Source organism: Xenorhabdus siamensis, assembly GCF_037996745.1.
Taxonomy (GTDB): Bacteria; Pseudomonadota; Gammaproteobacteria; order Enterobacterales; family Enterobacteriaceae; genus Xenorhabdus; species Xenorhabdus indica.
On the sequence record NZ_JBBMXE010000018.1, the window covers coordinates 24,037 to 50,751 of the forward strand.

The following is a 26,715-nucleotide window of genomic DNA, read 5'->3' on the forward strand; positions in this document are numbered from 1 at the left end:
TTATGAACAAACCACAGACAGCCAAAGGTATCCTGTATGCCTTAGGTGCCTACCTGATTTGGGGGTTAGCTCCTATCTACTTCAAAAGCATACAATATGTTCCCCCCGATGAAATCGTATCGCACCGTGTTATATGGTCTGTATTTTTTATGGTGCTGATGTTAACAGTAACTCGTCACTGGCGTCAGGCCTGGGTCGTTGTCCGTCAACCCAATATCTTGCTACTGTTAGGTTTTACTGCCTTCACAATTACCAGTAACTGGCTGACTTATATCTGGGCCGTCAATAATAACCATCTCATTGAAGCAAGTCTGGGGTATTTTATTAACCCTTTGGTGAGTGTGTTACTTGGTATGCTATTCCTCGGTGAGCGGTTCCGGCGTATGCAGTGGGTTGCCGTGGCTTTAGCCTTTACAGGCGTACTTATCCAAGTCGTGCAGTTTGGCTCTGTACCTGTGATTGGCCTGTACTTAGCGACAACATTTGCCGTCTACGGTTTGATCCGCAAAAAGCTAGGGGTGGATGCACAAACAGGCATGTTAATTGAGACAGTCTGGGTATTCCCTGTCGCGCTGAGTTACCTGCTGTTCTTCACCGACAGCCCGACCAGTAATATGTTGGATAATACCTATTCCTTGAATCTGATGCTGATTGCCGCCGGTATTATTACGACGGTGCCTCTGTTGCTTTTTACCGCAGCGGCGGCACATCTACGTTTGTCCACGCTAGGATTCTTTCAGTATCTTGGTCCAACCATAATGTTCTTGTTAGCAACACTGGTTTATGGTGAGAAGATTGGGCCAGATCGTTTGATCACTTTTGGTTTTATCTGGGCTGCATTGATTCTATTTACGCTGGATGCGCTTTATACGCAACATCGTTTGCGGAAGTAATCAATTGTCTTTAATCATTTTAGAACTGACCCAATACCTTATCGAAAATTCGGGTCAGTTTTTTGATTAATTTATCCACAATTTTATTGATATATTTCGGTCCAATCTTCTAATGGCAATCCAATTACACGCGAAAATTCACGGGTATTATTTGTGACTAATATAGCTCCCACAGACAGGGCGTGCCCTGCAATGGCGGTATCATTATGCCCGATTGATGTGCCCGCAGAAGTCAAAGCAACTTTTACTTTTGTTGTTGTGTCCACCGCAGATTTATCCCACGGTAAGATCCCATCCAAACGTTTACAAAATTCGTCCACTAATACACCATGTTTCGGAGAAGCTTTTTTCCCAATTGCCCCGAAACGCATTTCCGAATAAGTAATAGCAGATACCACAATTGGATAGTTATTCATTACACATTTCTGTAATTGGTTTATCACCGCAATAGGCTGCTCACGCATAATGAATGAACAAATGTTAGTATCCAACATGTAAAGCTTTTTCATAACGTAAAACGTCCTTCTTCAATAATCTCCGGTCGTTCAGATAGAAAATCTTCGTCCGCCTTATCCTCTGATAAAAATGAATGCCAGCTAGGTCTTACTGGGCGTAATATAATGGTCTCTCCTTCTCGGATAATTTCCAATTCATTAACGCCCTCAAAATCCAGATCTTTAGGTAAACGGATAGCACGATTATTACCATTTTTAAAAACAGCTACAGTTCTCATATGAAATCTCCTACACTGGAAAACATATGTATAGCATATGTTAACACTCAAAGCAGGTCAATATATGAACAAATGCGAGTACGAAAATATATTTTTTCAGGTTGTAGTATAACGAGAGACAGCCCCCAGAAATATAGCTGACTATGTAACTGGGGGGTCTTTAGAAATAGCCAGCAAAGCGGCTATAAAGCATGGAGATCGGAATGATTACAGCCAGTTTTTTCGCTTAAAGTAGAGGTAAGGTGCCAATCCTGCGGCAATCATCAACCCAATGGCCGCAGGGTAGCCGAATGTCCAATTCAGCTCCGGCATAAATTTGAAGTTCATTCCATAGCTGGAAGCCACCAGCGTTGGCGGCAGGAAGACCACGGAAACAACAGAGAAGATTTTGATAATCCGGCTCTGTTCGATGTTGATAAACCCCATCGCCGCCTGCATCAGGAAGTTAACTTTCTGGAACAAGGATTCGTTATGTGGCAACAAGGATTCGATATCCCGCAGGATCTCACGCGCCTGTTCTAACTGGTTGGCAGGCAAACGGGCACGGCGCACAAGAAAGTTCAGGGCGCGCTGGCTATCCATTAAACAAAGGCGCACTTTCCAGCCAATATCTTCCTGCTCAGCAAGATTCGATAGAGCGGAATCGAATTCATCCCCTTGTTTACCGTTCATAATCACCCGGCTCAGGGATTCCAGTACGCTATAGATATTTTCAATCACATCTGCCAACTGTTCGATCTTGGTTTCGAACAAATCCATCAGCAGCTCATAGGCATTCCCGTCAACCATCGTCTGGTTACGGGCGCGCATTCGGTATAATCGAAATGCAGGGAGTTCACGCTCTCGCAGTGTGTAGAGACGACCGTCACGAATGGTAAAAGCGACTGTCGAGTTGCCAGCATGGTCTTCAGCGTCTTCAAAATAGAAGAATGAGTGGACGTGCATACCGTCTTCATCTTCAAAAAAACGGGCCGAAGCCTCGATATCATCCAATTCAGTGCGGGTCGCCAGAGCTTGTCCTAATTCGTTCTGGACTCGGAGCCGATCATTATCTCCCAGTCCAACCAAATCTACCCACATCGAGTCGGATAACTTATCACCTTCTTCAAGTTCGAGACGGAGCAGGCGATTATTCTCTAATTTAAATGCGTTCAGCATGTACCATAAGTCTCCTTATACTCCCTACGTTTATCGTAAGGCGCGAATGTTACGCTTAGAAGAAAAAGCCTGTCAACATTCGACCGGATTATTATTGGCCGGTTTCAAGCCTGGCATAAGCAGCCACCAGCCACTTGATGCCTTCACCCTGAAACGCGATTTGCAAACGGCAATGTTCCCCACTGCCTTCAATATTGATAATCGTCCCCTCACCAAATTTAGGATGGCGGACACGTTGTCCCAGGGCATAACCGCTATCATTAGTGCTGATCGGTGTTCCCAGCCGTTTATGATTCACCGGACGGGACACTGTTGCCCGCAGACGCACTTCCGTGACACATTCTGCCGGTAACTCCCCGATAAAACGAGACGGGCGATGATACACTTCTTTCCCATATAGGCGACGACTTTCGGCATAGGTCAGGGTCAGTTTTTCCATCGCCCTTGTCACACCCACATAAGCCAGACGGCGCTCTTCTTCCAAACGCCCCCCTTCCTCAATGGACATTTGGCTTGGGAACATCCCCTCTTCCATACCGACAATAAAAACTTGCGGGAATTCCAATCCTTTCGCCGAATGCAGAGTCATCAAGTGGGCAGAATCCTGATAGGCATCGGCCTGCCCTTCACCCGCTTCAAGCGCAGCATGAGATAAGAAAGCCTGCAATGGCATCAAATCTTCGTCTTCATCCTGATAGCTGAACTGACGAGTCGCCGTGACTAATTCCTCAAGGTTTTCGATACGTGCCTGCGCTTTTTCGCCTTTTTCCTGCTGGTACATCGCCCACAAGCCAGAATCACGGATAATCCGATCAGTCTGTATATGGAGTGGCATCTCTTGTGTTTCAGTTTCTAGTGCATCAATTAACTCAATAAAACGCTGTAAGGCAGATGCGGCACGCCCTGCCAGCACTTTTTCCTGGATCAGCATCAGACTGCTTTCCCACAGCGTTTTCTGTTGATCCCGCGCCATCTGACGCACAACATCTAATGTTCTGTCTCCAATTCCCCGCGTAGGTGTATTGACCACGCGTTCAAAGGCAGAATCATCATTACGGTTTGCGACCAGACGCAGATAAGATAAAGCGTCTTTGATTTCCTGACGTTCAAAGAAGCGTTGGCCGCCATAAATACGGTAAGGTATGGAAGCCTGCAATAAGGCTTCTTCCAATACGCGGGACTGAGCATTACTGCGGTACAGAATCGCACACTCTTTTAATGCTCCGCCATTGTCCAGCCAATGCTTGATGCGGCTAACAACATAACGTGCTTCATCCAATTCATTAAAAGCAGAGTAAAGTGAGATCGGTTCTCCTTCGCTGCCTTCTGTCCATAAGTTTTTACCCAATCGGTCATTGTTATGAGCAATCAGGGCATTAGCTGCCTTAAGTATATTGCTGGTGGAACGGTAATTCTGTTCCAGACGAATCGTCTTCGCAGCCGGGAAATCTTTGAGGAAACGCTGAATGTTTTCTACTTGCGCTCCCCGCCAACCGTAAATAGATTGATCATCGTCCCCGACAATCATCACTTTACCGGAATCGCCGGCTAACAAGCGGATCCAAGCATATTGAATGCTGTTGGTATCCTGAAACTCATCTACCAAAATATTAGTAAAACGATCACGATAATGTTGCAATATTTGCGGTTTGTTCAACCACAGTTCATGAGCACGCAACAATAACTCAGCAAAATCCACCAATCCGGCACGATCACAAGCTTCCTGATAGGCCTGATAAATTCTCAGCCATGTTGCTTCCACCGGATTGCCGTAACTTTCAATATGCTGAGGGCGTAATCCTTCATCTTTTTTGCCGTTGATGTACCACATACCCTGACGTGCAGGCCACTGTTTGTCATCCAGATTCATCGCCTTGACGATACGTTTAATCAGACGGTGCTGATCTTCACTGTCCAGGATCTGGAAATCCTGCGGTAAGTTGGCATCAAGATGATGGGCACGCAGTAAACGATGAGCCAGACTATGAAATGTTCCAATCCACATGCCCCCCTGACTAGTACCAATCAGATTTTCAATGCGGTGGCGCATCTCTGCTGCTGCTTTATTGGTAAATGTTACTGCCATAACAGAGAAAGGTGAGGCATGTTCAACTGACAGTAACCAGGCGATACGGTGCACCAATACGCGAGTCTTACCGCTGCCAGCACCTGCCAGTACCAGCATATTGGTACGGGGTACAGCAACAGCTTCACGTTGTTTATCATTCAAGCTTTCGAGCAGATAAGAGACGTCCATAATTACCATCAGTTGTTAACAATGACTTTTGTCACTGTTTTTTTATACAGAATTACAGTTTGAAATTATATCAGTGCGATCAAAGAATCCAAGTCAGAAATCTCAATATGTGGAACCAGCCGCCCTTCAGGCTCTTGCATCAGATTTTTATTTTCAACATTCATCCAACAAGCCTGCATACCGCTGCAAAGGGCTCCTTCGACATCGGTCTTCAAATTATCACCAACATGCAGAATTTGATTTGCTGGCAGCCCCAATCGTTTAGCCGCCAGATGATACATGTCTGGACATGGCTTGGAACGTCCATCCACTCCTGCTTTAAGAACAAATTTAAAATAACGGGCAAGACCACATTCAGCAGGTTCAACATTCCCATTGGTGATCGCCACCAGCGGGATCTTTTCTGCCAGCACCGATAAAGTGTTATGTGTCGATTCTGGTATGGTGATCTGATTACGCCAATAGGTGAAACAAGACATAATCTCATCCGCGCCACGTATGGCTGCCTCACGGTTAAAACCGTGGTAGCTGAACATCAGTTCTGCGGAATGCCGTCGCCATGCTGTCAGATCATGGTAAATTTCTGGTTCCATCTCAAGAACAGCCTGACGGTATACATACAGATCTTCACTGCCAAAATGGCTGAATTTGGTATCGTACTGCTTGATAAAACACAATACTTCTTTTTCGGTTTTATCGATAACTGGATGGTTATCGTAAAGTGTATCATCCAGATCGAATGTCATCGCAGCAAATGGCGCGAGAGGCCGATAAAAACGCATTATGATTTCCCTCTTTTTGCTCTAGGGTGAGCCACATCATAAACTTTGGATAAGTGTTGAAAATCCAGATGGGTGTAGATCTGGGTAGATGATAAGCTTGCATGGCCCAACAATTCTTGTACAGCCCGGAGATCACCACTGGATTCCAGAATATGTGTAGCAAACGAATGGCGCAGTTTATGGGGATGAATATGATTGTTTATCCCCTGCCGAATCCCCCACTGCTCAAATCGTTTTTGTACATTGCGGGTTGAGATCCGTCTCCCGCTTTGTGTGGAAATGAAAACAGCATTACCTTCCGGTTCAAATAGCTCCCGCATTTCCAGCCAACGTTGCAGCCATTGCAATGCAATTCTCCCGACCGGGACTTTACGTTCTTTACTGCCTTTACCCTGCACCCAAATGTCACCATTTTTCAAATCCAGATGCTGGCAATCCAGGCCAACCAGTTCAGATAGGCGTAACCCCGCACCATACATAACTTCCATCATTGTTCTGTCACGCACAGACAGAGGATCATTCAGGTTAATATTGAGTAGTTGGTTAGCTTCGTCCACATCTATGTTTTTGGGTAAGTGGTGCTTTTTGCGTGGTGTACTGACAACTTTAGCAGGATTAGCCTCTATTTTTTCCTGTGTCACCATCCAATCAAGAAAACTACGCAAGGAAGAAAGACGCAGTGCAAGGCTGGCAGACTGTAACCCAACCCGACGGCTACGAGTAGCGAACATTCTGACTTTAGTCGCATCAAGCAAATACCACTCTGTTACCCCCATTTCCAGTGACATTTCTGCCAATACCGTGAGATGACGACGATAATTGATTATTGTCATCGGACTTAGACGACGCTCAACTCGCAGATGGTGCAAAAAGGCTTCTACTGGCTCAAGGAGTAAATCGATTGGCTGGTTCATACTCGTTTAATCCAACGGGACAATAACTTTGGTAGCAGTTTCACTAACTGATCCAACAGGTCAGTTCCCATCCCTTCGTGGTAATGTCGTTTATCATGGCTATTGAAGATCACCATGCCCAACTCTCCCTGTCCTCCTAAAAGAGACACAGCCACTGAACCGACATGACGAGCCTGAGGCATCAATAATAAAATTTCCGGGCCGTGTAACATACCAAGATAATGATTATTGTCACCGAATCGTTGGATCCGAACTGGCTCAAAGGCATTGCGGGATATCGCTAAATCCGGCGCATTCAATGGGGCACCAAGAAACCACTTGTCAGAAAACAACCGAATATAACAGTTGCTCAGACCCAGTGTTTTTGACCATGAGCTTAAACGGGAAAGAAAATCCTGCAAACTTTCAGCAGCAGAAAGTTCAGCAAGCAATTGCAACAGGCGATTAAACAATATTTCATTTTGTTTTGCCTGTTCCACCAGATGTATCAGATCTTCTTCCAGGTAGCGGATTCGTTTTCTCTGACGGTTCATATGCCATTCCATCAGAGAAACACACTCACGTACTGGATGAGGAACCTCTATCCTATCGACCGCATTAGCATTGCGGATAAAAAAATTGGGGTTATTCAGCAGATAATCCACCACGATCTGATCATCCAATTCATTTTCGGTGTGCAATGGTTTGTTTTCTTTACCCATTTTCCAATGCCCCATATTTCAAAAATCACTCCAGCCACACTGCATCAATGACACATGAATCAATTACACATGAATTGTGCCGTCATAAACATGAGTTGCAGGCCCGGTCATATAAAGTGGCTGCCTTGGCCCATCCCAACGAATATTCAGGGAACCGCCTGGCAAATCAACGCGCACCTGCTTATCTAACAGATTTTGCTGGATACCAATAGCAACAGCGGCACAAGCGCCACTACCACATGCCCGCGTTTCTCCGGCACCTCGCTCAAAGACACGCAATCGGATATGGTTACGATTCACGACCTGCATAAAGCCAATATTCGCTCTCTCAGGAAAACGTTCATGGCGTTCTAAAACGGGGCCAAGCACCTCAACATCTGCGGTGTCCACATTCTCAACCTGAATAACACAATGAGGATTCCCCATTGAGACAACACCACAGAGCACAGTACGATCCATGACCCTGATAATATAGGTTTTTTCTGCTTTGTTAGCGCGGAAAGGGACGGACTGCGGTTCAAAGACCGGCTCGCCCATATTGACACAGACCTGATCATCGTACGTCACGCTTAGCGTCATATGACCAGACCGCGTACTAACCTTAATGTCACGCTTATTCGTCAATCCTCTTAAACGGACAAAACGAGCAAAACAACGAGCCCCATTACCACATTGAGAAACTTCACTGCCATCCGCATTAAAAATGCGATAGTGGAAGTCTAGGTCAGGATCATAGGGCGCTTCAACAACCAGCAGTTGATCAAACCCCACACCAGTATGTCTATTCGATAACCGGCAGATTAATTCCGGTGAAAAATAAACATCCTGGGTCACTGCATCAACGACCATAAAATCATTGCCAAGACCATGCATTTTGGAGAATTGCATATACTACTCCAAGTGAAATTCCATCACCTGCTTACGCTTATCAAGCATTCGCCGAGGTATTGTTTTTAATAATATCGTTTTTAGAGATGTTATTTTGAGAAATACTTCCCGTCGGCTGCGCCTTATTCAATGAAGTTTGAGGTGCAACGGACTCTGCTGGCGGGAAATAAAGAGGACCTTTCAAGCCACATCCTGCAATAGAGAGTAGTGTTATGATAGCAAGTGACCAACGGAATTGTTTGTTCATCATAATTAATGCCTGTGATTCATACGCCAATACTCTCTATAATCGCAGTTAGGCCCTGAAAAGCAAATAGGAAATAAATATGAACGATAGCGAATTTCATCAATTAGCTGATCAATTGATGCTTCATCTTGAAGAACAACTGGATAACTACGAAGGTGATGCAGATATTGACTGTGAAACCAATGGTGGCGTAATGACACTGAGCTTTGAGAATGGCAGCAAGATCATTATCAATCGTCAGGAACCTTTTCACCAAATCTGGCTGGCAACTAAAAATGGCGGTTATCATTTCGATTACCAGGATAATAAGTGGGTTTGCGACCGTAGCGGTAACGATTTTCTTTCCATGCTGGCACAAGCAATCACAGAACAGAGTGGCGAGCCATTTCAGTTTTAGTGAAGTTTTTATCCCCTTACTTATTCAACCGACATCTTGTGCCGTATCCAAAATACGGCACTTTTACTTACTACAGCGATGATCAACTATGACCCACTCTCAATAGTGGTACAAAGAATGAAACGGGTCGCTATTTGCCCTGAACGCTTCATCCAACTCCAGATCAATAATACTTCTTGTCTCATTATTCAACGGCGACTTACCATCCATAAATGGCGCTACATGAGTACGTTCGCCTTTCTTAACGATTTGATAGAACTGTGGCAAATTAAAATTGATAAAACTGGAGCCATAGGTAAAACGGTCATGCGATGAGGAATAAAAACGGCTGACATCACGCACCAATTCTTCTTTACTTCCTTCACAATGGAAATAAATTTCTACCCGGTTTGATTCATCCAGAATATAGATATTGAACCCTTGATTACCTTCAATATCTTCAAAGAAAAACTGAATGATCCCCTCACAGGCAAATCCATCAATGACAGGGGGCAGATGTTTTTCTTTAGCATCAATTTTCACTGGCAGGCCATGTAACTTGGTATTTGAAATTGCACCATAGAATTCCACCGCATTTTCCAGTTTTTGCACTGAAACGTTGAGCCGTTCAAAAAACAGCCCCCAGGTTTGACCAGAAATGCGCAGTGCTTTGAAGCGGTTAGGATCCTGCCGGTTACTGGAGAGACGCAACCCGATACACTCTGAAACCAATTGCTGGATGCGGGTGCGAATCAATCCACACAAGTGCTTGCTATAACAAAAAACTTCAACACTCGCTGGCGGTGCTGCATCTCTGTGCATTTTTCCCAGTATCGTTTTCAACGCTTCCAGCATAGATTGTTCGCCGCTGAAATGCAGTGTCCTCACTTCATTCCATGAATTACGGTAAAGCAAGTCGATACTATCCACCAGACATTGCTGTGACTCACCGAAACTGAACACATCTAATTTTCTGAAATCAAAATGTACAATCTGATCGGAAAAATTTATGGTTGGATCAGTTTCCAGATTCACAATAATTGCCAGATGGCGAATTTCACAAGGGCTGTATAATGCCTTTGGTGTTGGAGCTGGCAAGCGGATAGGGAAATGAGTAGAAATATCACTCACCAAATCGCGCAGCTTCTTCTCATCAGTTTGAGATTCACCATGATGAATATGAATACGGGTTTTTTCCGCCAGCAACCCGTTGAAATATGTCCATGCCACCAATTTGTTCAAATAACGATTATATTCCAGCGGTTGATGGCCAATAATAGATTCTATTGCGGGCGCTCGATTATAAAGATACCAGCCACTACGATTTGCCCGCCCTGGTGGGACATAAATAAATGTCAAATCTTGTTCTGACAAATCCAGCGAAATTTGCGGGTTTACCAACGTGATTTTGCCGGGCAGAGCCTCAAATGCAGCATATAATTTACGGGTCAATACACCAATGTCTTGTGGACTAGCACTCACACTTAAATTGTTACGCCGGGCAAAACGGATAAGATTGCGATAACTCTGCATCATGGTATCCAGCAGTTCATTATGAGCTGCACGTACCTGCTCGATTTTCCACGAGTTACGGTTATCCAACATTGCCAGTTTATCGCTATTCCAGCCCCATTCCTGCGCTAACTGAGAGATAATCTGCTGTCGCCATCCTGAGTATCCTTTATCGTCACCGCTTTCCTGAACTTTTTCGCAAACCTTCAAGTAAAAACAGCGACGCGCCAAATCTAAACGCGTCATGTCATTAGTATCGGTAAGGTATCGGGTAACACGATCAAGCATCATGCTGTAAGCATCAAGGCCAAAAGAAACAATCGAGCCATCATGGAAATGCTGCTTCATCTCCATCGCCAGCAACTTGCCATTCGGGTATTCCCACGAATAGGCTTCCAACAACAGGCTCTTCAATACGGATTTATAAGGAGAATCTACACTTTTATAAAGCTGCCACAGGCTGGCACCAAAATATTCTTCTGCTGACAATTCACCTAAACCGCCCAGATCCAACCACTCGTTTGGGGTTAAAACACCCTGTGCATATAAAGAAAGCACATATTCATCGTAATTTCCTTCCTCTTCCACTGGAACCATCGCCCACAACAGGCGCTTACCCGCCATACAAACCGCAGTGCGATAAAATTCATCCAGCAGAAGGATATGCTGAGTTGAGCCACAATCTTCGCCATTCAAGCTGCCGCAGGTATTATGGCGAAAGCGATTCTCATCAATCAAAAAGAAGGTTACTTCAATACCCAGTGAAGCAGCCCATTGTTCTATTAAAATACATTTCTGTTCCAGTAACGCTTTTTCACCACTATCCAGCCAGGATTGATGACAAACCCAAATATCTAAATCAGAAAAACAACTCTGCCCGATAGAAGAAGTACTGCCCATCGAGTAAATACCCGTGATTGGCAGTTCACCATTAAAGGAGGGGGAGAAAACACCAGTAAACTGGTATTCCAGATCATTAATCCAAAATTGCTGGGTTTCATCAGGTACAAAAAAACAGACACCATGAGGAACGTCATCTTTGATATAACCTGGCATCATTGGATGATGATAGTGTAATAATACTGGAATTAAATTATAAACCTGCTTAAATGCGGCGCTCATTGAGTTAGTCGCACGCTCTAACCTAAGCTGATTAATTGCATCCAGTCGCTGCTTCAGCGTTTCAATATAAAGATACAAGAGTTTCGCCTGCTTCAGTTTCAGTGCTTACAATCGCCAGTTTCCGCTAACGCTCAGCCACCGTTAACGTCTGATACTCGTTAACAGGTCGTGTTACAAGACTATTTTTTAGAATTTTTTTACAAACTTATTATCGGAAACGTGATCAATTTAACACCTTGCAGTCAAGGCGTAAAGTCCGCAATATCATCTTTTCACCTTTCATACAACACCTAAACATCAATTAACTCATTGTAAAATATTAAGTTAATCACAAATTTGATACTAAAATATGTTTTTTTGAAATAGGTATTATCGCTGACCATTTTCTGTATCGTTGCTGTAAGGTATTGTAAACGCCGAATTTTGCATAACTGTTTCATTAATATTACTTTTAATTGATAAATATCTTTCTCTTTTTTCGAAAAAGATAAATTTCAAATAGCAATTTGATTTTAATTCAATCTATTTGTTTATTTACTCCATTTAATTAACACATTATTTTAATGTTTAAAATTATTTTTATCTTTTCGGGCTGTATATTTATATACTATTCTGGTTTTTTCTTAACTGGAAAAAAAATTATTGAAGTGTTAAAACTGAGCTTTTTTACTGTTCTATTTTTTCACTCTTTGGAGATAAAAATCTCCTATTGCCGTTAATTAATACAATTATCCAAGATAATTACCCATGACAATGAAAACCATTCGCATTGCGACTCGCCAAAGCCCTTTAGCTATGTGGCAAGCTCGATACGTTCAAAAGCAACTAGAACATTTCCATCCTGAATTGAAAGTTGTATTAGTTCCAATGATCACTCGCGGGGATGTCATCCTTGATACGCCACTCGCAAAGGTTGGTGGTAAAGGGTTATTTGTGAAAGAGCTGGAATTAGCAATGCTTGAAAACCGGGCAGACATCGCTGTTCATTCCATGAAAGATGTCCCTGTCGAATTTCCTGAGGGTTTGGGATTGGTCACAATCTGTGAAAGGGATGATCCACGAGATGCTTTTGTTTCAGTAGAATACGCCTCGCTTGATGAACTGCCCACAGGCAGTATTGTTGGAACATCCAGTTTACGCCGCCAATGCCAGCTTCGCCAGTTGCGTCCTGATCTTGTGATCCGCGACTTACGTGGCAATGTCGGCACCCGTTTGAGCAAACTTGACAATGGTGATTATGACGCCATTATCCTTGCAACTGCGGGCCTTAAGAGGCTAGGGTTGGAAGAACGTATCCGAATGCCATTGGCACCAGAATTGCTGCTTCCCGCTGTCGGTCAAGGTGCTGTTGGTATTGAATGTCGCCTGAATGATACACAGACTCGTGAGCTGCTTGCTCCCTTAAATCATCAAAGAACAGAGACTTGTGTCCTCGCTGAGCGTGCCATGAACACCCGCCTTGAAGGGGGATGTCAGGTTCCCATTGGTAGCTATGCCATTTGGCAGGATAGTAATATCTGGTTGCGTGCCCTTGTTGGCGCACCTGATGGCAGTACCATTATTCGTGGCGAAAGAATTATTCGAAGTGAAGAGGCCCGCCAAGCGGGTGTGTCATTGGCAGAAGAGTTATTAGAGAAAGGTGCACGCCAGATCCTGGCTGACGTATATCAAAGGAACCTACCTGCATGAGCATCTTAGTCACCCGTCCTGCCCCCGCAGGAGAAGCATTGGTCAATCAGTTAAGAGCTATCGGTAAAACAGCATTCAGTGCACCACTTATTGCAATTTACCCTGGTGCTGAATTGCCCTTGCTGGCACAAAAACTGCGACAGCTATCAGCGGGTGATTTCGTTTTTTTGCTATCCAAAAATGCCGTGCATTATGCCAACAAACAACTTGTACAAGAAGGCCTCTCATGGCCTGACAAGTTATCCTATTATGGTATCGGCAAATCGACGTCTTTGCTCTTTCATCAACAAACAGGAAAAGACGTTCTCTGGTCAGAGCAAGGAGAAACAAGTGAAGCTCTCCTGCGACTCCCTGCTTTACAAAAAATGGAGAATAAAAAGATTTTATTACTTCGGGGCAATGGTGGCCGAGAGGTGATTGCTTCAACCTTAAGGATGCGGGGAGGAGCAATCGATTACTGCGAATGTTATTCACGTCAGCCAGTCAAATATCGTACAACTGAGTTCAATCATCATTGGCAACAATGTGGTATAAGAACCATCGTTGTTACAAGTGGCGAAATGTTGCAACTGTTATATAACTTAGTTACTGAAGGTGATGACAGTGAAGATGGTAGCACTGAGAGTAGCGATAATGGCAAAGCGTGGTTATTAGGTTGCCGGCTGATTGTGGTCAGCGAGCGCCTCGCCAATATTGCCCAAACACTGGGCTGGCAAGAAATAAAAGTCGCTAAGAGTGCAGATAATGACGCCTTAATGCAGGCGCTGGAATAAACCAATATGGGATGTCCATTATGACGGAACAAAAGAAATCCACTGATGCGGTTGAGACAACACTCCCTCAGAAGCCTAAAAAGGCTCCTCGTAAATCCAGATGTTACGGATGGGTGAGCAGTACACTCTCAATTGCTATTACGCTGGCAGTAGGTTCAGGTGGAATTTATCTTTTTTATCATAGTAAACAACAGAATGTAGCATTAGAAGCCGAAAACCTCGCGCTGCAACAGCAAGTGGCTTCTCTCGTGCAACAACAGTCTGCGGATAAACAAGATGCAGATGACAAAATTGAAGCAATGAAAAATGCTCTGGAGCAAGCCAATACGCAAAGACAGCAATTAGACAACCGCATGGCAGAACTTCAGGATCGAATGTCCGCAATTACAAATTCTGATATCGAAAACTGGCGGTTGGCACAGGCAAATTTTCTCGTAAAAATGGCAAGCCGCAAGATATGGAGTGATCAGGATATTGCTACCGCGATCGCTCTGCTAAAAGATGCAGACAGCAGCCTTACAGAAATGAATGATCCTAGTTTACTGCATGCTCGCTCAACTATTATGCAAGATATCGACATGCTATCCAAAATCAATCAGGTAGATATAGATGGCATTATTCTAACCTTGAATCAGCTATCAAATCAGGTAGATAACTTACCGCTGGTTGATAGTGTAGAACAAGGGAAGCCGATGGATGGAGACGATAAAGGGATCAGTGCTTCACTCTCTGACTGGCGCGAAAATCTGAGCAAAAGCTGGCACAGCTTTATGGATAATTTCATTACCATCAAACCTCGTGATGGCTCTAAAGAACCTCTGTTGGCACCAAAACAGGAAATCTATCTACGGGAAAATATCCGCTCCAAGCTGTTGATAGCAGTCCAGGCAGCTCCTCGCCGACAAGTTGATACTTATAAGGAATCACTAAAATCTGTTTCAACCTGGGTAAGAGCTTATTTTGATACATCTATGCCAGATACGGTAACTTTCCTGAATGAGGTAGATAAACTGGAAAAACGACCACTTTCCATTGATATACCGGAACAATTAAATAGCCAGACTGTGCTAGCAGATTTAATGCGCAAGCGTATTTATAACTTGCCACACCAGCCGCTTTATCAGCCCCAGGTTCAACCAGAAATTCAGCCTCAGCCGAAATCTGAAGAAGGCTCTAATCAGGCTGAAACATCCACTAAGGAGGGCTGAACATGCTAAAAATATTATTGCTGTTCATCATCCTTATCATAGGTGTTGTGCTTGGCCCTTTGTTATCCGGGCATCAGGGATATGTTCTTATTCAGACAGACAATTACGATATCACTACCAGCGTTACTGGTTTGGTGATTATGTTCCTCTTACTGCAATTCCTGCTGATTCTCATCGGTTGGTGTTACCGCAGATTAAAACGTACCGGTACTTTTACTCATAGCTGGATCTTTGGTGGATATAAGCGCAACCGGGCTCGGTTACAGACTAAGCAAGCATTGCTTAAGCTGGTTGAAGGAGATTTTAAACAGGTAGAACATTTATTGACCCGCAATGTTGATCATGCAGAAAATCCTGTCGTTAACTATCTGCTTGCCGCGGAAGCTGCCCAACAACGTGGCGATTATTTTCGCACCAATCAATATATCGAGCGTGCCGCAGAAGTAGCTGATAAAGATCAACTCCCTGTCGATATTACTCGTGTGCGCATCCAATTAGCGCAGGGAGAAGTTCATGCAGCCCGTAATGGTGTGGATACATTACTCGATCAAGCGCCACGACATACAGAAGTGTTGCGGCTGGCTGAGCAGGCATATACACGTTCAGGTGCCTACCAATCCCTGATTGATATTTTACCGTCAATAACAAAAATTGGCCTACATGATGAAGAACATGTGGCTCAATTGCGTCAGCAAGCTTATATCGGCTTGATGAATCAAATCATGGCAGAAAAAGGCAGTACTGGATTGAAAGTATGGTGGAAAGATCAAAGCCGCAAAGTTCGCAATGACATTGCATTACAGGTTGCCATGGCTGAACATCTGATTGAATGTAATGATCATGAAACTGCACAGCAGCTTATTCTCAATGGATTAAAACAGCAATACGATGAACGATTGTTACTGTTACTCCCTCACTTAAAGGCAGATAATGCTGAGGCTGTGCAAAAATCGCTTTCACATTTGTTGAAACAACACGGTGCAACACCTTTACTTAACAGTACATTAGGGCAAGTGGCATTGCGTCATGGGGAATGGGCAAAAGCAGAAACCGCCTTTAAGGCAGCTCTTGCACAACGTCCTGATGCTCATGATTACGCCTGGCTTGCCGATGCACTGGATAGATTACACAAACGTGAAGAAGCCGCTCAAATACGCACTAAAGGCTTTATGCTGACTCTGAAACGTGAGAGTGATACAGAAGAATAAATCTTTTCCTTTAAATTAAAATTAGCCATGGTTAACAATAATTCTTAATCCGAATTGTTAACCATGATAAAGATTTCGATACATATAAAGATAAAAAAAACACCTATCAAATAAGACAGGTGTATAAATACAATCAGGTCTACAGACGATATAGTGCCTCACTCAACGTTGTGTCCGGTTTGTGATGAAAAGACCATACGCTTACTCATCTATAACGTGGACCATAGGCACTAGCAATTAGCTCTACATCATCCCGAGGTTTATGAAGCGATGCTGTCATAAGGAGTAGGATGAGTATCTACAAATTTAATAAAGCACTTTTCATGCCAATTTTCTTATACCTCGCGAATCTCCTAACCTACTATCAAGATACAACAATAATCATAAGAAAATTTCTTCCAGATTATATGGCCGGAATATGAGACTGATATGTCACCTTTTCATAAAACATGCTAAATACCGTCTCTTATTTGAGACGTCCATTCCAGAAGTTAGATATACGTAAATTCAATCAATTAGTTAAATGTCTCCAATTGGAGACACAAGAGGGTATGGTTTGTCGTTGAAATACAACACTGAACATCGAATAACTTTAAAAACAAAAAGTTAATATAATTGTAAACATATAGAAACAATTAATTTCAAAATAATTAATTATAAGAAAGGGAAGAAATGGCAAGAAAAAAGAGAAGATTTTCTGTTGGATATAACGAGAAAAGCCCTGTATTTGACAGGGCTATTTCTTCATAATCTGGTCGGCGAGAGAGGATTCGAACCTCCGACCCACTGGTCCCAAACCAGTTGCGCTACCAAGCTGCGCTACTCGCCGAATATACTTTCAATGCATCTATCTCTTTTTTATGGTGCGAAAGGGGGGACTTGAACCCCCACGTCCGTAAGGACACTAACACCTGAAGCTAGCGCGTCTACCAATTCCGCCACCCTCGCATGTCATAAAAAAGATGGGGTGGCTAACGAGACTCGAACTCGCGACGACTGGAATCACAATCCAGGGCTCTACCAACTGAGCTATAGCCACCATAACAACTATCTTTTCTTACTACTAATTTTCTTACTACTACAATGCCGTTGACCACGATAACTCATCGTCGCTGCTCTTGCACGCTTTAAATGGCGCGCCCGACAGGATTCGAACCTGAGACCTCTGCCTCCGGAGGGCAGCGCTCTATCCAGCTGAGCTACGGGCGCTTAACGCCGTTGCGGTGGAAGATAGTACGGATTTAATCTCCAACTGTCCAGTGCTTTTTTAAAAGAAATGATGCGTTTGATTATGCTTTATTCATTTAGTTGATAAAGTCAGCGTTTTCCCACCGCAAATTGTTTCATTAATGAAAAATCAAACTACATTTTCTATCGATTTTCTTCCCCGGATAAACTTTGCTCCCCAATAAATGAGTGACACGATCAGTAAAAAGACACCACCAACAATCAATGAAAAACGGGTATCTGGATTAATCGCCATGCCAATCAATACACAAGACAGGAAAATCAATGTCAGATAATTGACGTAAGGGAAAAATATCGATTTAAACCGATGCTGTTTCAGCGCTTCCTGATGATGTTGGCGGAAACGCAACTGACTCACCAGAATAACAAACCACGGCACCATTCCCGGCAGCACACTGGCACTATAAACATAAACAAAAACAGCCTGGGGTTCCGGGATCAAATAATTCAAACTGGAACCTGCAATCAGGCAACTAATGGTGATCGCGATACATCTCACAGGTACACCGTTTTTTGAAATCTTAAGCAATGAAGCCGGCAATTGACGGTTTGCAGCCAAGGCATACAGCATCCTGCCACCACTGTACATTCCGCTGTTGCATCCCGAAAGCGCCGCAGTCAATACAACAAAGTTGATTACTGCCGCCGCAGAAGTAATACCAACTTTAGCAAAAGTCATCACAAACGGGCTGCCATGTGTTCCCACTTCTGTCCACGGGAACAAAGTTACAACAATGAAAATCGCTCCGACATAAAAGATCAAAATCCGCCACAGGATATTGTTGATCGCTTTTTTCAGCGTAATTTGTGGGTTCTTGGCTTCACCTGCGGTAATACCAACCAACTCTACCCCTTGGTATGAAGCAACCACAATACATAGGGCAAACAGGAAACCTTGCCAGCCACCAGAGAAGAAACCACCGTGAGCAGTCAAGTTATCTAAACCAATAGCTTGCCAATCATTGCCTAATCCAAAAAATATCAGCCCTATACCAACCAGGATCATCACAATAATCGTGGTGACTTTGATCATAGCAAACCAGAATTCCAACTCCCCATACAATCGCACAGCAGCCAGATTAGCCAACGCGACCAAACCAACGGCAACCAGTGCAGAAACCCATTGGGGCAAATCAGGGAACCAGAGTTCAGCGTAAACCCCCACTGCAGTAATCTCTGAAATTCCTACTGAAACCCACATAAACCAGTAGCCCCAGGCTGTCAGACATCCCCAGTAAGGGCTAAGATATTTATGTCCAAAAGCAGCGAATGAACCGGTGACAGGTTCAAGGAACAACATTTCCCCCATCGACCGCATAATGAAAAAGACAAAAAGACCAGCAATAATATAAGCCAGTAATACCGATGGGCCAGCCCATTTCAGTGTGCTGGCGGACCCCATGAACAGTCCAACACCGATTGTGCCGCCTAGTGCAATCAACTCAATATGGCGCGCCTCAAGTCCCCTTTGCAGACTCTGTTTTGAATCACTCATAAAACTCCCTATCCATTTTTATGATGTCTATATTTGCAAATAGAAAAAATACAGGAATTGATAATCAATGGTTGTGAAGATCAGTCGTAAAAAGGCAGGGATCAAAACACGTTTTGCCCATCAGTGAAATAAAAAATTGTAAAATAGAGTCAATGGAGATGGCCAAATTACACAGCCAGGATAAGACAATCCACTGTATTAAGCACCAATATTAAGCCGGATACAGTGGATTATCGCAATCAAATCGTAACTTATAGTTTACCGTTGTAATAATACCAGAGAAATTTCAATAACTTGATTTGCCTGCGAATACGACTGGGCTGTGATAACAAACGATAGAACCACTCCAAACCTAAGTTCTGCCAGATTTTCGGCGCACGTTTAACATGTCCGGTGAACACATCATACGTTCCTCCAACTCCCATATACAGTGAGCCAGGATACACTTCTCGGCAATCACGCATAAAAATCTCCTGTCTGGGCGATCCCATTGCTACCGTGACTATCTGCGCGCCACTGGCATGAATTCGTGCAAATACCGCATCACGTTCTTCAGCAGTAAAATAACCATCCTGACTACCGACAATGTTAACGCCCCACTGCTTACGAAGTTTATTTGCTGTTTGGGTAAGAATTTCTGGTTTTCCACCCACCAGAAATACTGGTGTCCCTTCGCGACCAGCACGTTCCATCAAAGATTCCCATAAATCAGCGCCCGCAATGCGAGACACCTGTGCATCAGGATACTTACGCCGGATAGCACGTACGATACTGATACCATCTGCATAAAGATATTCTGCTTCATCCAGCAACATACTCAGCGCATTGTCTCTCTCCGCAGTGAGCACTTTTTCTGCATTGATTGCCACCAATGTTCCTGTTTTTACCTGCCCATCCTGAAAAAGGTGATCAAGAAAATGTGGCATTCCACGAAATCCCCATAGATTGAGTCCGCGGATACGATATTTAGGAATGTTATTCATCACCATTCTTTCTCCTTACATTCACCAGAACAGGTGTTTTTTGTGATGCAGACAAGTTATTGATGACAAACTTTCGGACAACGCCTGCACTATCTAACAGCCAATACAGTAACTTCGCGGCTATCAGGCACAAGCCAAAGACGATACCAAAGAACACAACACGGGAGACAAAAGAATCCACACCTTCACGGGCAAGGACTATCATGTTGAAGATCGCCCCAAAGCAGAATGCCTGTAAAATAGCTGCCTTATAACGGTTTGTTTCCTGTTTTCCTGCTTCATAGATCCAATCAAACCACTTGATAATCATACCAACAGCAACTGCACCAAGCGGTATAAAGAACACCCCGCCCATGACGACCAATGAACCGATCAAAGTCGGTGAAATCGCCAGACCAGAGTGATTATCCAGTACATCCCATGTAAAGTAGTTGGCTGTGTTCCAGACCAGATTAGGTCTGTCCGGCCAAACCCAGCCAGGAATAAAGACATAGAAGTCACGAATTATCGGCGCCAAACCCTGAAAATCAATTTTACGGTAGTTATCCAATAACAGAGCAAGATTCTCCCACGGAGAAAAAGTATCTCTGGTCAGATACAGGAAGGTATAAAAGGCTTCCTCACCACTCACATCAAGGCTATAGCGCTTCAATGCCAGCCAGAACATACCAACTACCCCCATGACTCCCGCCACAAGCAACATCCATAGGGTGATCCAGCCCCGAACAATTCCAATAAACAGGAATAATGCAAACGCAATAATAATATTGGCCCGTGTTCCTCCGACGATGACATAAGTCAGAATACCAAACCCAACCGTTCCCACTAAAAAGCACAGCCAGCGGATCTTAGTCGGTTTCAGGAAAAACACTACCAACATGGCAGGGATGAAAAAATAGAAAAAGCGCTTAAGTGCTACCCCGGAAACTTGGCTGGAGAATATCTGACTATACGACTGTAGCTTAAATAACAGAAAGCCGTTTTGCAGAAAGAAAGAGACAACAGTGAAGATCGCAATACCTGCCAACAGCAGCCAAGTCAGGTTGGTTTCTAGCCGATTCATGGTGAACAAAGGCTTACGAGATACAGCATTAATGGATGTTGTATCAACGTCAGGAATTCGATACCTGAGCCGTATTTTATAACTGACATAATAAATGGCATAAAAACAGCCCGACGCCAGCATCGCATGTAGCAATGAATCTACCGGTACTACCTGTACATCAAACTGAAAGACCAATAGGCTCGTCAGTGGAAAACCAAAATAAAATGTCAGTAAATAAAGTAATGAGAAAAAGATATTGAAGTTAAACCGAACACGTCGAAACTCCCGATACATCAATGTAATAATGAAGATCAGCGAGATGGTGTAAACAACAAATAACCCACCGAATTGCGCCAAAGTCATTGAAACTCTCCAGATGCTTCCAACAAGGCAATTTTCCACCCTTCTACAAAATTAGGATCAAAAAAGGCTATCGCCTCTTTATCAAGAGACAGCATCTGACGCTGTGCTTCCTGCACCCAGTGCTTATTCAGCTCGTCACCATCAAACAGAATGGGGATTTGCTGCTCGGTTAAGTCTTGCCAGAATGGATTCTGACGACTCAAAACAAATGGAATACCTGACTGGATCAACTGACAAAGAGTTCCTATCCCTTGCTGACGCTTAAAAATGAAATAGCCCAAATCGCATTGACGCAGCAATGACAAGTAATCGTCAAAAGCCAGTTTTGCTTTTAATATCCGGATATTCTCAGCCCGGAACAACGACAATGCAGTTTGTTCTACATGTTGGATATAGGCTTGATTATTATCAGGGTAACCCATTGGCAAAATGAGACGGGCTTCTGTGCCAAATTGACGATGAATTTTGTGCAATGCATCAATATGACGATTGGATTTATCTCCTGAATTTCCCAACAGAATAGTGATCCCTTCAGATGAAAAGGATTTTTCCTTCACCACCAGCGAAGGTGCCATACGCGTTGGGAAATACAGCAGTGAAGCCGGTACATTAGGGTTGAACGCTGCGAAATGATTGAGATCGCCACGTGTGGCAAACACCTTTCCTACCCGTTTCTGTGCTAAACGACGTAACAGATAGAAAAAACGAAATTTAAGCTGACGGGAATCCTCATACAGATCAGCTCCCCATACATGCCACCAGAATTGATGACTTTTAATTTTTCCAATCAATAAAGCCATCCACAATCCTGTATTAAACTGTCCATGAAAAAAGAAGCGTCTGCCTCTGTCTTCTTGTGCCTGTGCTATTACGGCCTTCGACAGTGCCGCTTTACTCTCATAAACAGAGATGGTTAAAGCAGGATAATTCGCTGTTATCCATGAGTGCTCTCTCGCCACCACCATAAAACACGGTTTGGCTGGAAAATTTATTTCCTGTGCCAAGACGTCATTAAAAAAACGCAGTAGCGTTTGATTGTGATGTGGGATATCCGATCCCAAAACGTGGATTAAGGTTGTCATGCTCGTCCGCGATACATAATAAATACGCTACAACAAAGAATAAAGTAAACAATATAAGTAGCCATATATGACTGAGCTGCTCCCAGCGCCCCATTAACGGGGATCAGCCAATGAGAAAAACTGATCAACAACAGAAATTGACTGACTTCAGCCAATACATAAAAACGCAGTGCCGCTTTCGCTATCACCAGATAACCAAAAACATAAGCACCAACTTTCAGAACATCACCTACCAACTGCCATGCAAATAGATCCCGCATTGCGGTAAATTTATCAGAAAACAGTAACCAAATAACAAAATCACGCAATAACCAGACTGAAAAGCTGGCAACTGCCACGGCTGGTAAGACAAATTTCAACGCCTTCACTATCTCACTGGCAATCTCGTTTTTATTTTCCAATCGGGAAAGGGTCGGTAGTAGATAAACCGTGAAAGAGGCCGTGATAAATTGTAAATAAGCATCTGAAATACTGCTCACTCCCTGCCAGATACCAACTTCTTCCCAGCTATAACGTTCTGCCATCAGATTTCGCATCATGATGTAAGCAACTGGCAGTGTAATGGAAGTCAATAACGCCATCAGAGTGAATTTCCCCAAATGGCGGGCAATGGCACGATCCCAGATGGGTTTCAATGTCGAAAACGCAATAACTTTACGACGCAGAAGGATAACCACTGCCGGCAACACTACCAAAGCAGGCACTAAAGCCAACCCTATCAGAGCACCTTCATAATCCCCTAACCAATAGCAAAGGCTATAGGCAATTACACCGACCAAACTACCCAATATTATCGCCAGTGCATTTCCCTGAGCATCGCGAAATCCCTTCAAAATAGCCAGAAAATAGTTGGCATAAGCGATTCCCATTTGAATAAATGCGAGCGCCTGCACAACCATTTTGTAATTGTTATGACCAAACAAACTGGTACTGATGGTGTCGCTGAATAAGAAGAAAACTATCGCCAGCAGGGTAGAAGACCCCAAAATGATTGAGGATGATGTTCCTAATACTGCTCTGAGTTTTGCCGATTGCTGATGGTGTCTTACAACATAGTGTTCTGCAACGTATTTGGTAACACCGTTAAAGATCCCCGCACCAGACAATACACCCAGAACAGTAATGAGTTGGCGGAAATTGCCCGCTTGCCCCACCCCTGTTGGGCCAAAGGAGATGGCCAGAAGTTTTACGACCAGCAACCCGGCGCTAATCTTGATTAGTGTAGAGCCCGCCGTCCAGACTGAGGCTTTGGCAAGTGACATCAGGCAAAAAATTCCTTAATGCGGCTGATGATCATCTGCTGTTCTTCATCAGTAATATTATAAAACATCGGCAAACGCACCAGACGCTCACTTTCGCTGGTGGTAAAGTGGTCTTCACCATGAAAATGACCACACTTCTCACCGGCAGGGCTGGTGTGCAACGCTACATAATGGAACACTGTCAGAATATCAGCCGCTTTCATATGGTTATTAAACTCGCTACGCTCTTCCACATCTTTCAGTTTGATATAGAACATATGCGCATTGTGCTCTACATTTTCTGGCACAATCGGCAGAGTTAAAAGCCCCTTCTCAGCCAATGGCTCCAAGGCCCGATAGTAGTTATCCCATAAGGTCAGGCGGCGCTGATTGATTTCTTCAGCAACTTCTAACTGTGCCCACAGGAAAGCGGCCTGTAAGTCGGACAGTAGATAGCTGGAGCCAATGTCACGCCATGTGTATTTGTCCACTTGTCCACGGAAGAACTGCGTACGGTTAGTCCCTTTTTCACGAATAATCTCTGCGCGGGAGAACATCGACTTGTCGTTGATCAGTATTGCCCCACCTTCACCTCCCGAAGAGTAATTTTTAGTCTCATGAAAGCTGAAACAGCCAATATGGCCAATGGTTCCCAACGCGCGGCCTTTGTAAGTGGACATTACACCCTGTGCAGCATCTTCCACGACATACAGATTGTATTTTTCCGCCAGTGCCAAGATGGTATCCATTTCACACGCTACCCCTGCATAATGCACTGGCACGATAGCACGGGTTTTATCCGTGATAGCAGCTTCAATCTTGGTTTCGTCAATATTCATTGTATCCGGACGGATATCCACGAAAACAATTGTCGCTCCACGCAGCACAAACGCATTGGAAGTCGAAACGAATGTGTAACTGGGCATGATAATTTCATCACCCGGCTGAATATTCAGCAGTATTGCCGCCATTTCTAATGCAGCAGTACAAGAGGGTGTCAGCAGCACTTTTGAACGATGAAGATTATTTGGACAATTAAAACGCTTCTCCATCCACTCTTCACAACGTTTGGTAAATCCACCATCACCGCACAATTTTCCACTGGCCATCGCCTGTTGCATATATTTCAGTTCAGTGCCAACTACTGGTGGTTTGTTAAATGGAATCATTTCGTCCTCTGTATAACCAATATGCGGTGCTTTCGATTATCGCACCACTACGTGTATAAAGGCGCAAGGCTGTGATGTTACTAATCTGTGTTGCAATTCTCAGCCGTTGTATCCTACGGTTCTGACACCACTGCTGCGCCGCCGACATCAATTTCTTTCCAATTCCCTGGCGATGCTTTCCCGGTAATACCGCCAGTAAACCTATTCGTGCTTCATGGCAACCAAGGTTTCTCATAGTGACAAAGCCGGCAAGCTCGCCACACTCATCATTGACGAGCAAACATTCGTGATCAAAGGTTCCCAGAACCGCGTTTTCAACCCAAGTTGCGTAAAAACGGCCACTGTCATTTGGCTGATACCAGGGAGCACGAAAGCGGCTGGTTGCGAACGCGCGCAATGCTGCGGCTTTTAATACCGGAATATCCGGTGGTGTAGCGGTTATCAGCGCCTGATATTTACCATATTCTTCTGAACTGGCAGGTAACGAACTGACAGATGATGAATTAACAGACAGCAGTAAATCCGCTTCTCCTTCCACCAAAGAGAAGCCCAGAGCAGATAACTGATCAACCAAATAGAGTTGTTGCGCGGGAACTTTCGCCTGCACCAAAGCATATTCATCCAACTGAGCTGTTGTTATCTGTCTCTTAGTAGACGAAAACTCCGATACGAAATTCAGGCGGGCAGTAGATAAGCCAAAAAACTGGCTATCCCATACCAAAGGCTCAATATCAGCGTAAACAGGTTCAACATGAATAAACATGGAGTAAATCCAGCAAATATTGGCCGTAACCTGTTTTTGCCAACTCTGTCGCAGAGGCTCTTACTTGTTCCTCATCCATCCATCCATTGCGCCATGCGATCTCTTCCAGACAGGCAATTTTAAAACCTTGCCGTTTTTCGACTGTCTGAACAAACATACTGGCTTCAATCAGACTGTCATGCGTGCCAGTATCCAACCACGCAAACCCACGTCCCAACAGTTCAACATTCAGTTCTCCGCGCTCCAGATACATTTGATTTATGCTGGTAATTTCCAATTCACCACGGGCGGAAGGTTTCACCTGTTTAGCAAAATCCACGACTTTGTTGTCATAAAAATAGAGTCCAGTTACTGCCCAATTTGATTTTGGCTGCGCTGGCTTTTCTTCAATGGAAAGTACACGGTACTGCTCATCAAATTCTACAACCCCAAACCGTTCAGGATCCATAACCTGATAACCGAATACTGTTGCTCCGTGCCCGCGAGCCACAACACTTTGCAGTTTCGGACTGAATGCCTGACCAAAGTAAATATTGTCACCAAGCACCAGACAGCAGGCATCATCGCCAATAAACTCCTCGCCGATCAGAAATGCCTGGGCCAAACCATCCGGTGAAGGTTGTACGGCATAGCTCAAGTGAATACCACAACGATCACCATCACCCAATAAGCGTTTGAAAGCAGGCAGATCTTCCTCAGTAGAAATAATCAGTATGTCGCGTATCCCTGCCAGCATTAAGACTGACAACGGATAGTAGATCATTGGCTTATCATAAATAGGCAGTAACTGCTTTGATACACCACGTGTTATTGGATAGAGACGAGTACCAGAGCCACCTGCCAGTATAATTCCTTTCATGCTATC

Annotated in this window: 24 protein-coding genes and 4 tRNA genes; 6 read left to right on the forward strand and 22 right to left on the reverse strand. The window is 44.0% G+C overall.

What is annotated here, in order from left to right; genetic code table 11:
- Nucleotides 1-2: 2 nt before the first annotated feature.
- Nucleotides 3-893, forward strand: coding sequence for an EamA family transporter RarD (rarD, locus tag AAC852_RS17535; protein WP_340622095.1), 891 nt, complete (start codon nucleotides 3-5; stop codon nucleotides 891-893).
- An 83-nt stretch (nucleotides 894-976) separates the two neighbouring features.
- On the opposite strand, the gene AAC852_RS17540 is transcribed toward rarD, so the two are convergent.
- From AAC852_RS17540 to lptM, 9 genes are all read right to left on the reverse strand, one after another.
- Nucleotides 977-1,402: a type II toxin-antitoxin system VapC family toxin gene (locus tag AAC852_RS17540; protein ID WP_340622096.1), complete on the reverse strand. Its 426-nt coding sequence runs from the start codon at nucleotides 1,400-1,402 to the stop codon at nucleotides 977-979.
- The gene (gene vapB, locus AAC852_RS17545; protein WP_340622097.1) at nucleotides 1,399-1,626 is read right to left on the reverse strand and encodes a type II toxin-antitoxin system VapB family antitoxin; all 228 of its coding nucleotides are present in this window, start codon (nucleotides 1,624-1,626) and stop codon (nucleotides 1,399-1,401) included. The genes AAC852_RS17540 and vapB overlap by 4 nt, the downstream gene beginning before the upstream one ends.
- Nucleotides 1,627-1,833: 207 nt before the next feature.
- Complete coding sequence (gene corA / locus AAC852_RS17550; RefSeq protein WP_047683261.1) at nucleotides 1,834-2,784, reverse strand: magnesium/cobalt transporter CorA; 951 nt, start codon at nucleotides 2,782-2,784, stop codon at nucleotides 1,834-1,836.
- Nucleotides 2,785-2,875: 91 nt separating this feature from the next.
- Nucleotides 2,876-5,041 carry a DNA helicase II gene (uvrD, locus tag AAC852_RS17555; protein ID WP_340622098.1) on the reverse strand — a complete coding sequence of 722 codons (2,166 nt, stop codon included), beginning with the start codon at nucleotides 5,039-5,041 and terminating at the stop codon, nucleotides 2,876-2,878.
- A 65-nt stretch (nucleotides 5,042-5,106) separates the two neighbouring features.
- Nucleotides 5,107-5,823 (reverse strand): 5-amino-6-(5-phospho-D-ribitylamino)uracil phosphatase YigB, encoded by a 717-nt coding sequence (gene yigB / locus AAC852_RS17560; RefSeq protein ID WP_340622099.1) that lies wholly within the window; start codon nucleotides 5,821-5,823, stop codon nucleotides 5,107-5,109.
- Nucleotides 5,823-6,737 (reverse strand): tyrosine recombinase XerC, encoded by a 915-nt coding sequence (gene xerC / locus AAC852_RS17565; protein ID WP_340622100.1) that lies wholly within the window; start codon nucleotides 6,735-6,737, stop codon nucleotides 5,823-5,825. The genes yigB and xerC overlap by 1 nt, the downstream gene beginning before the upstream one ends.
- Nucleotides 6,734-7,438: a DUF484 domain-containing protein gene (locus tag AAC852_RS17570; RefSeq protein WP_340622101.1), complete on the reverse strand. Its 705-nt coding sequence runs from the start codon at nucleotides 7,436-7,438 to the stop codon at nucleotides 6,734-6,736. The genes xerC and AAC852_RS17570 overlap by 4 nt, the downstream gene beginning before the upstream one ends.
- Before the next feature lie 63 nt (nucleotides 7,439-7,501).
- Nucleotides 7,502-8,326, reverse strand: coding sequence for a diaminopimelate epimerase (gene dapF, locus AAC852_RS17575; protein WP_340622102.1), 825 nt, complete (start codon nucleotides 8,324-8,326; stop codon nucleotides 7,502-7,504).
- A gap of 40 nt (nucleotides 8,327-8,366) precedes the next feature.
- Nucleotides 8,367-8,576: an LPS translocon maturation chaperone LptM gene (lptM, locus tag AAC852_RS17580; RefSeq protein ID WP_422824318.1), complete on the reverse strand. Its 210-nt coding sequence runs from the start codon at nucleotides 8,574-8,576 to the stop codon at nucleotides 8,367-8,369.
- 76 nt (nucleotides 8,577-8,652) lie between these two features.
- Here lptM and cyaY point away from each other — a divergent pair, with 76 nt between their 5' ends.
- Entirely contained in the window at nucleotides 8,653-8,970 is a 318-nt protein-coding gene (cyaY, locus tag AAC852_RS17585) for an iron donor protein CyaY (RefSeq protein WP_340622103.1), read from the forward strand.
- A gap of 99 nt (nucleotides 8,971-9,069) precedes the next feature.
- On the opposite strand, the gene AAC852_RS17590 is transcribed toward cyaY, so the two are convergent.
- Nucleotides 9,070-11,661 (reverse strand): class I adenylate cyclase, encoded by a 2,592-nt coding sequence (locus AAC852_RS17590; protein WP_340622104.1) that lies wholly within the window; start codon nucleotides 11,659-11,661, stop codon nucleotides 9,070-9,072.
- 669 nt (nucleotides 11,662-12,330) lie between these two features.
- Here AAC852_RS17590 and hemC point away from each other — a divergent pair.
- Genes hemC through hemY form a run of 4 tightly spaced genes read left to right on the forward strand, consistent with a single transcriptional unit; the run spans nucleotide 12,331 to nucleotide 16,461 of the window.
- A complete protein-coding gene (gene hemC / locus AAC852_RS17595) occupies nucleotides 12,331-13,272 on the forward strand; it encodes a hydroxymethylbilane synthase (RefSeq protein ID WP_340622105.1) in 942 nt (313 codons plus the stop codon).
- Nucleotides 13,269-14,045 carry a uroporphyrinogen-III synthase gene (hemD, locus tag AAC852_RS17600; protein ID WP_340622106.1) on the forward strand — a complete coding sequence of 259 codons (777 nt, stop codon included), beginning with the start codon at nucleotides 13,269-13,271 and terminating at the stop codon, nucleotides 14,043-14,045. The genes hemC and hemD overlap by 4 nt, the downstream gene beginning before the upstream one ends.
- A 20-nt stretch (nucleotides 14,046-14,065) precedes the next feature.
- Nucleotides 14,066-15,253, forward strand: coding sequence for a uroporphyrinogen-III C-methyltransferase (gene hemX, locus AAC852_RS17605; protein WP_340622107.1), 1,188 nt, complete (start codon nucleotides 14,066-14,068; stop codon nucleotides 15,251-15,253).
- Between the two features lie 2 nt (nucleotides 15,254-15,255).
- Entirely contained in the window at nucleotides 15,256-16,461 is a 1,206-nt protein-coding gene (hemY, locus tag AAC852_RS17610; protein WP_340622108.1) for a protoheme IX biogenesis protein HemY, read from the forward strand.
- A 752-nt stretch (nucleotides 16,462-17,213) separates the two neighbouring features.
- Here the strand turns inward: hemY and AAC852_RS17615 are convergent.
- From AAC852_RS17615 to rfbA, 12 genes are all read right to left on the reverse strand, one after another.
- Nucleotides 17,214-17,290 (reverse strand) — tRNA-Pro (locus AAC852_RS17615).
- Between the two features lie 32 nt (nucleotides 17,291-17,322).
- Nucleotides 17,323-17,409 (reverse strand) — tRNA-Leu (locus AAC852_RS17620).
- Nucleotides 17,410-17,424: 15 nt separating this feature from the next.
- Nucleotides 17,425-17,500: transfer RNA gene (locus tag AAC852_RS17625), tRNA-His, on the reverse strand.
- A gap of 93 nt (nucleotides 17,501-17,593) precedes the next feature.
- A tRNA-Arg gene (locus AAC852_RS17630) sits at nucleotides 17,594-17,670 on the reverse strand.
- A gap of 148 nt (nucleotides 17,671-17,818) precedes the next feature.
- On the reverse strand, nucleotides 17,819-19,204 hold the full coding sequence (gene thrP / locus AAC852_RS17635) for a bifunctional threonine/serine APC transporter ThrP (protein WP_340622109.1): 1,386 nt from the start codon (nucleotides 19,202-19,204) through the stop codon (nucleotides 17,819-17,821).
- A 251-nt stretch (nucleotides 19,205-19,455) separates the two neighbouring features.
- Nucleotides 19,456-20,193, reverse strand: coding sequence for a lipopolysaccharide N-acetylmannosaminouronosyltransferase (wecG, locus tag AAC852_RS17640; RefSeq protein WP_340622110.1), 738 nt, complete (start codon nucleotides 20,191-20,193; stop codon nucleotides 19,456-19,458).
- A complete protein-coding gene (wzyE, locus tag AAC852_RS17645; RefSeq protein WP_340622111.1) occupies nucleotides 20,180-21,595 on the reverse strand; it encodes an ECA oligosaccharide polymerase in 1,416 nt (471 codons plus the stop codon). Before wzyE ends, wecG begins: the two co-directional genes overlap by 14 nt.
- The gene (locus AAC852_RS17650; RefSeq protein ID WP_340622112.1) at nucleotides 21,592-22,677 is read right to left on the reverse strand and encodes a TDP-N-acetylfucosamine:lipid II N-acetylfucosaminyltransferase; all 1,086 of its coding nucleotides are present in this window, start codon (nucleotides 22,675-22,677) and stop codon (nucleotides 21,592-21,594) included. Before AAC852_RS17650 ends, wzyE begins: the two co-directional genes overlap by 4 nt.
- The gene (gene wzxE, locus AAC852_RS17655; RefSeq protein WP_340622113.1) at nucleotides 22,674-23,939 is read right to left on the reverse strand and encodes a lipid III flippase WzxE; all 1,266 of its coding nucleotides are present in this window, start codon (nucleotides 23,937-23,939) and stop codon (nucleotides 22,674-22,676) included. The genes AAC852_RS17650 and wzxE overlap by 4 nt, the downstream gene beginning before the upstream one ends.
- Entirely contained in the window at nucleotides 23,939-25,087 is a 1,149-nt protein-coding gene (rffA, locus tag AAC852_RS17660; RefSeq protein ID WP_340622114.1) for a dTDP-4-amino-4,6-dideoxygalactose transaminase, read from the reverse strand. Before rffA ends, wzxE begins: the two co-directional genes overlap by 1 nt.
- Nucleotides 25,074-25,850, reverse strand: a complete 777-nt coding sequence (rffC, locus tag AAC852_RS17665) for a dTDP-4-amino-4,6-dideoxy-D-galactose acyltransferase (RefSeq protein WP_340622115.1) — start codon at nucleotides 25,848-25,850, stop codon at nucleotides 25,074-25,076. The genes rffA and rffC overlap by 14 nt, the downstream gene beginning before the upstream one ends.
- The gene (gene rfbA, locus AAC852_RS17670) at nucleotides 25,834-26,709 is read right to left on the reverse strand and encodes a glucose-1-phosphate thymidylyltransferase RfbA (protein ID WP_340622116.1); all 876 of its coding nucleotides are present in this window, start codon (nucleotides 26,707-26,709) and stop codon (nucleotides 25,834-25,836) included. The genes rffC and rfbA overlap by 17 nt, the downstream gene beginning before the upstream one ends.
- Between the last annotated feature and the right edge of the window lie 6 nt (nucleotides 26,710-26,715).

What these genes read in the sequence shown, in the direction of transcription:
- rarD (WP_340622095.1), top strand. Translation starts at nt 3, where the DNA reads ATGAACAAACCACAGACAGCCAAAGGTATCCTGTATGCCTTAGGTGCC.
- AAC852_RS17540 (WP_340622096.1), bottom strand. Translation starts at nt 1,402, where the DNA reads ATGAAAAAGCTTTACATGTTGGATACTAACATTTGTTCATTCATTATG.
- vapB (WP_340622097.1), bottom strand. Translation starts at nt 1,626, where the DNA reads ATGAGAACTGTAGCTGTTTTTAAAAATGGTAATAATCGTGCTATCCGT.
- corA (WP_047683261.1), bottom strand. Translation starts at nt 2,784, where the DNA reads ATGCTGAACGCATTTAAATTAGAGAATAATCGCCTGCTCCGTCTCGAA.
- uvrD (WP_340622098.1), bottom strand. Translation starts at nt 5,041, where the DNA reads ATGGACGTCTCTTATCTGCTCGAAAGCTTGAATGATAAACAACGTGAA.
- yigB (WP_340622099.1), bottom strand. Translation starts at nt 5,823, where the DNA reads ATGCGTTTTTATCGGCCTCTCGCGCCATTTGCTGCGATGACATTCGAT.
- xerC (WP_340622100.1), bottom strand. Translation starts at nt 6,737, where the DNA reads ATGAACCAGCCAATCGATTTACTCCTTGAGCCAGTAGAAGCCTTTTTG.
- AAC852_RS17570 (WP_340622101.1), bottom strand. Translation starts at nt 7,438, where the DNA reads ATGGGTAAAGAAAACAAACCATTGCACACCGAAAATGAATTGGATGAT.
- dapF (WP_340622102.1), bottom strand. Translation starts at nt 8,326, where the DNA reads ATGCAATTCTCCAAAATGCATGGTCTTGGCAATGATTTTATGGTCGTT.
- lptM (WP_422824318.1), bottom strand. Translation starts at nt 8,576, where the DNA reads ATGATGAACAAACAATTCCGTTGGTCACTTGCTATCATAACACTACTC.
- cyaY (WP_340622103.1), top strand. Translation starts at nt 8,653, where the DNA reads ATGAACGATAGCGAATTTCATCAATTAGCTGATCAATTGATGCTTCAT.
- hemC (WP_340622105.1), top strand. Translation starts at nt 12,331, where the DNA reads ATGACAATGAAAACCATTCGCATTGCGACTCGCCAAAGCCCTTTAGCT.
- hemD (WP_340622106.1), top strand. Translation starts at nt 13,269, where the DNA reads ATGAGCATCTTAGTCACCCGTCCTGCCCCCGCAGGAGAAGCATTGGTC.
- hemX (WP_340622107.1), top strand. Translation starts at nt 14,066, where the DNA reads ATGACGGAACAAAAGAAATCCACTGATGCGGTTGAGACAACACTCCCT.
- hemY (WP_340622108.1), top strand. Translation starts at nt 15,256, where the DNA reads ATGCTAAAAATATTATTGCTGTTCATCATCCTTATCATAGGTGTTGTG.
- thrP (WP_340622109.1), bottom strand. Translation starts at nt 19,204, where the DNA reads ATGAGTGATTCAAAACAGAGTCTGCAAAGGGGACTTGAGGCGCGCCAT.
- wecG (WP_340622110.1), bottom strand. Translation starts at nt 20,193, where the DNA reads ATGGTGATGAATAACATTCCTAAATATCGTATCCGCGGACTCAATCTA.
- wzyE (WP_340622111.1), bottom strand. Translation starts at nt 21,595, where the DNA reads ATGACTTTGGCGCAATTCGGTGGGTTATTTGTTGTTTACACCATCTCG.
- AAC852_RS17650 (WP_340622112.1), bottom strand. Translation starts at nt 22,677, where the DNA reads ATGACAACCTTAATCCACGTTTTGGGATCGGATATCCCACATCACAAT.
- wzxE (WP_340622113.1), bottom strand. Translation starts at nt 23,939, where the DNA reads ATGTCACTTGCCAAAGCCTCAGTCTGGACGGCGGGCTCTACACTAATC.
- rffA (WP_340622114.1), bottom strand. Translation starts at nt 25,087, where the DNA reads ATGATTCCATTTAACAAACCACCAGTAGTTGGCACTGAACTGAAATAT.
- rffC (WP_340622115.1), bottom strand. Translation starts at nt 25,850, where the DNA reads ATGTTTATTCATGTTGAACCTGTTTACGCTGATATTGAGCCTTTGGTA.
- rfbA (WP_340622116.1), bottom strand. Translation starts at nt 26,709, where the DNA reads ATGAAAGGAATTATACTGGCAGGTGGCTCTGGTACTCGTCTCTATCCA.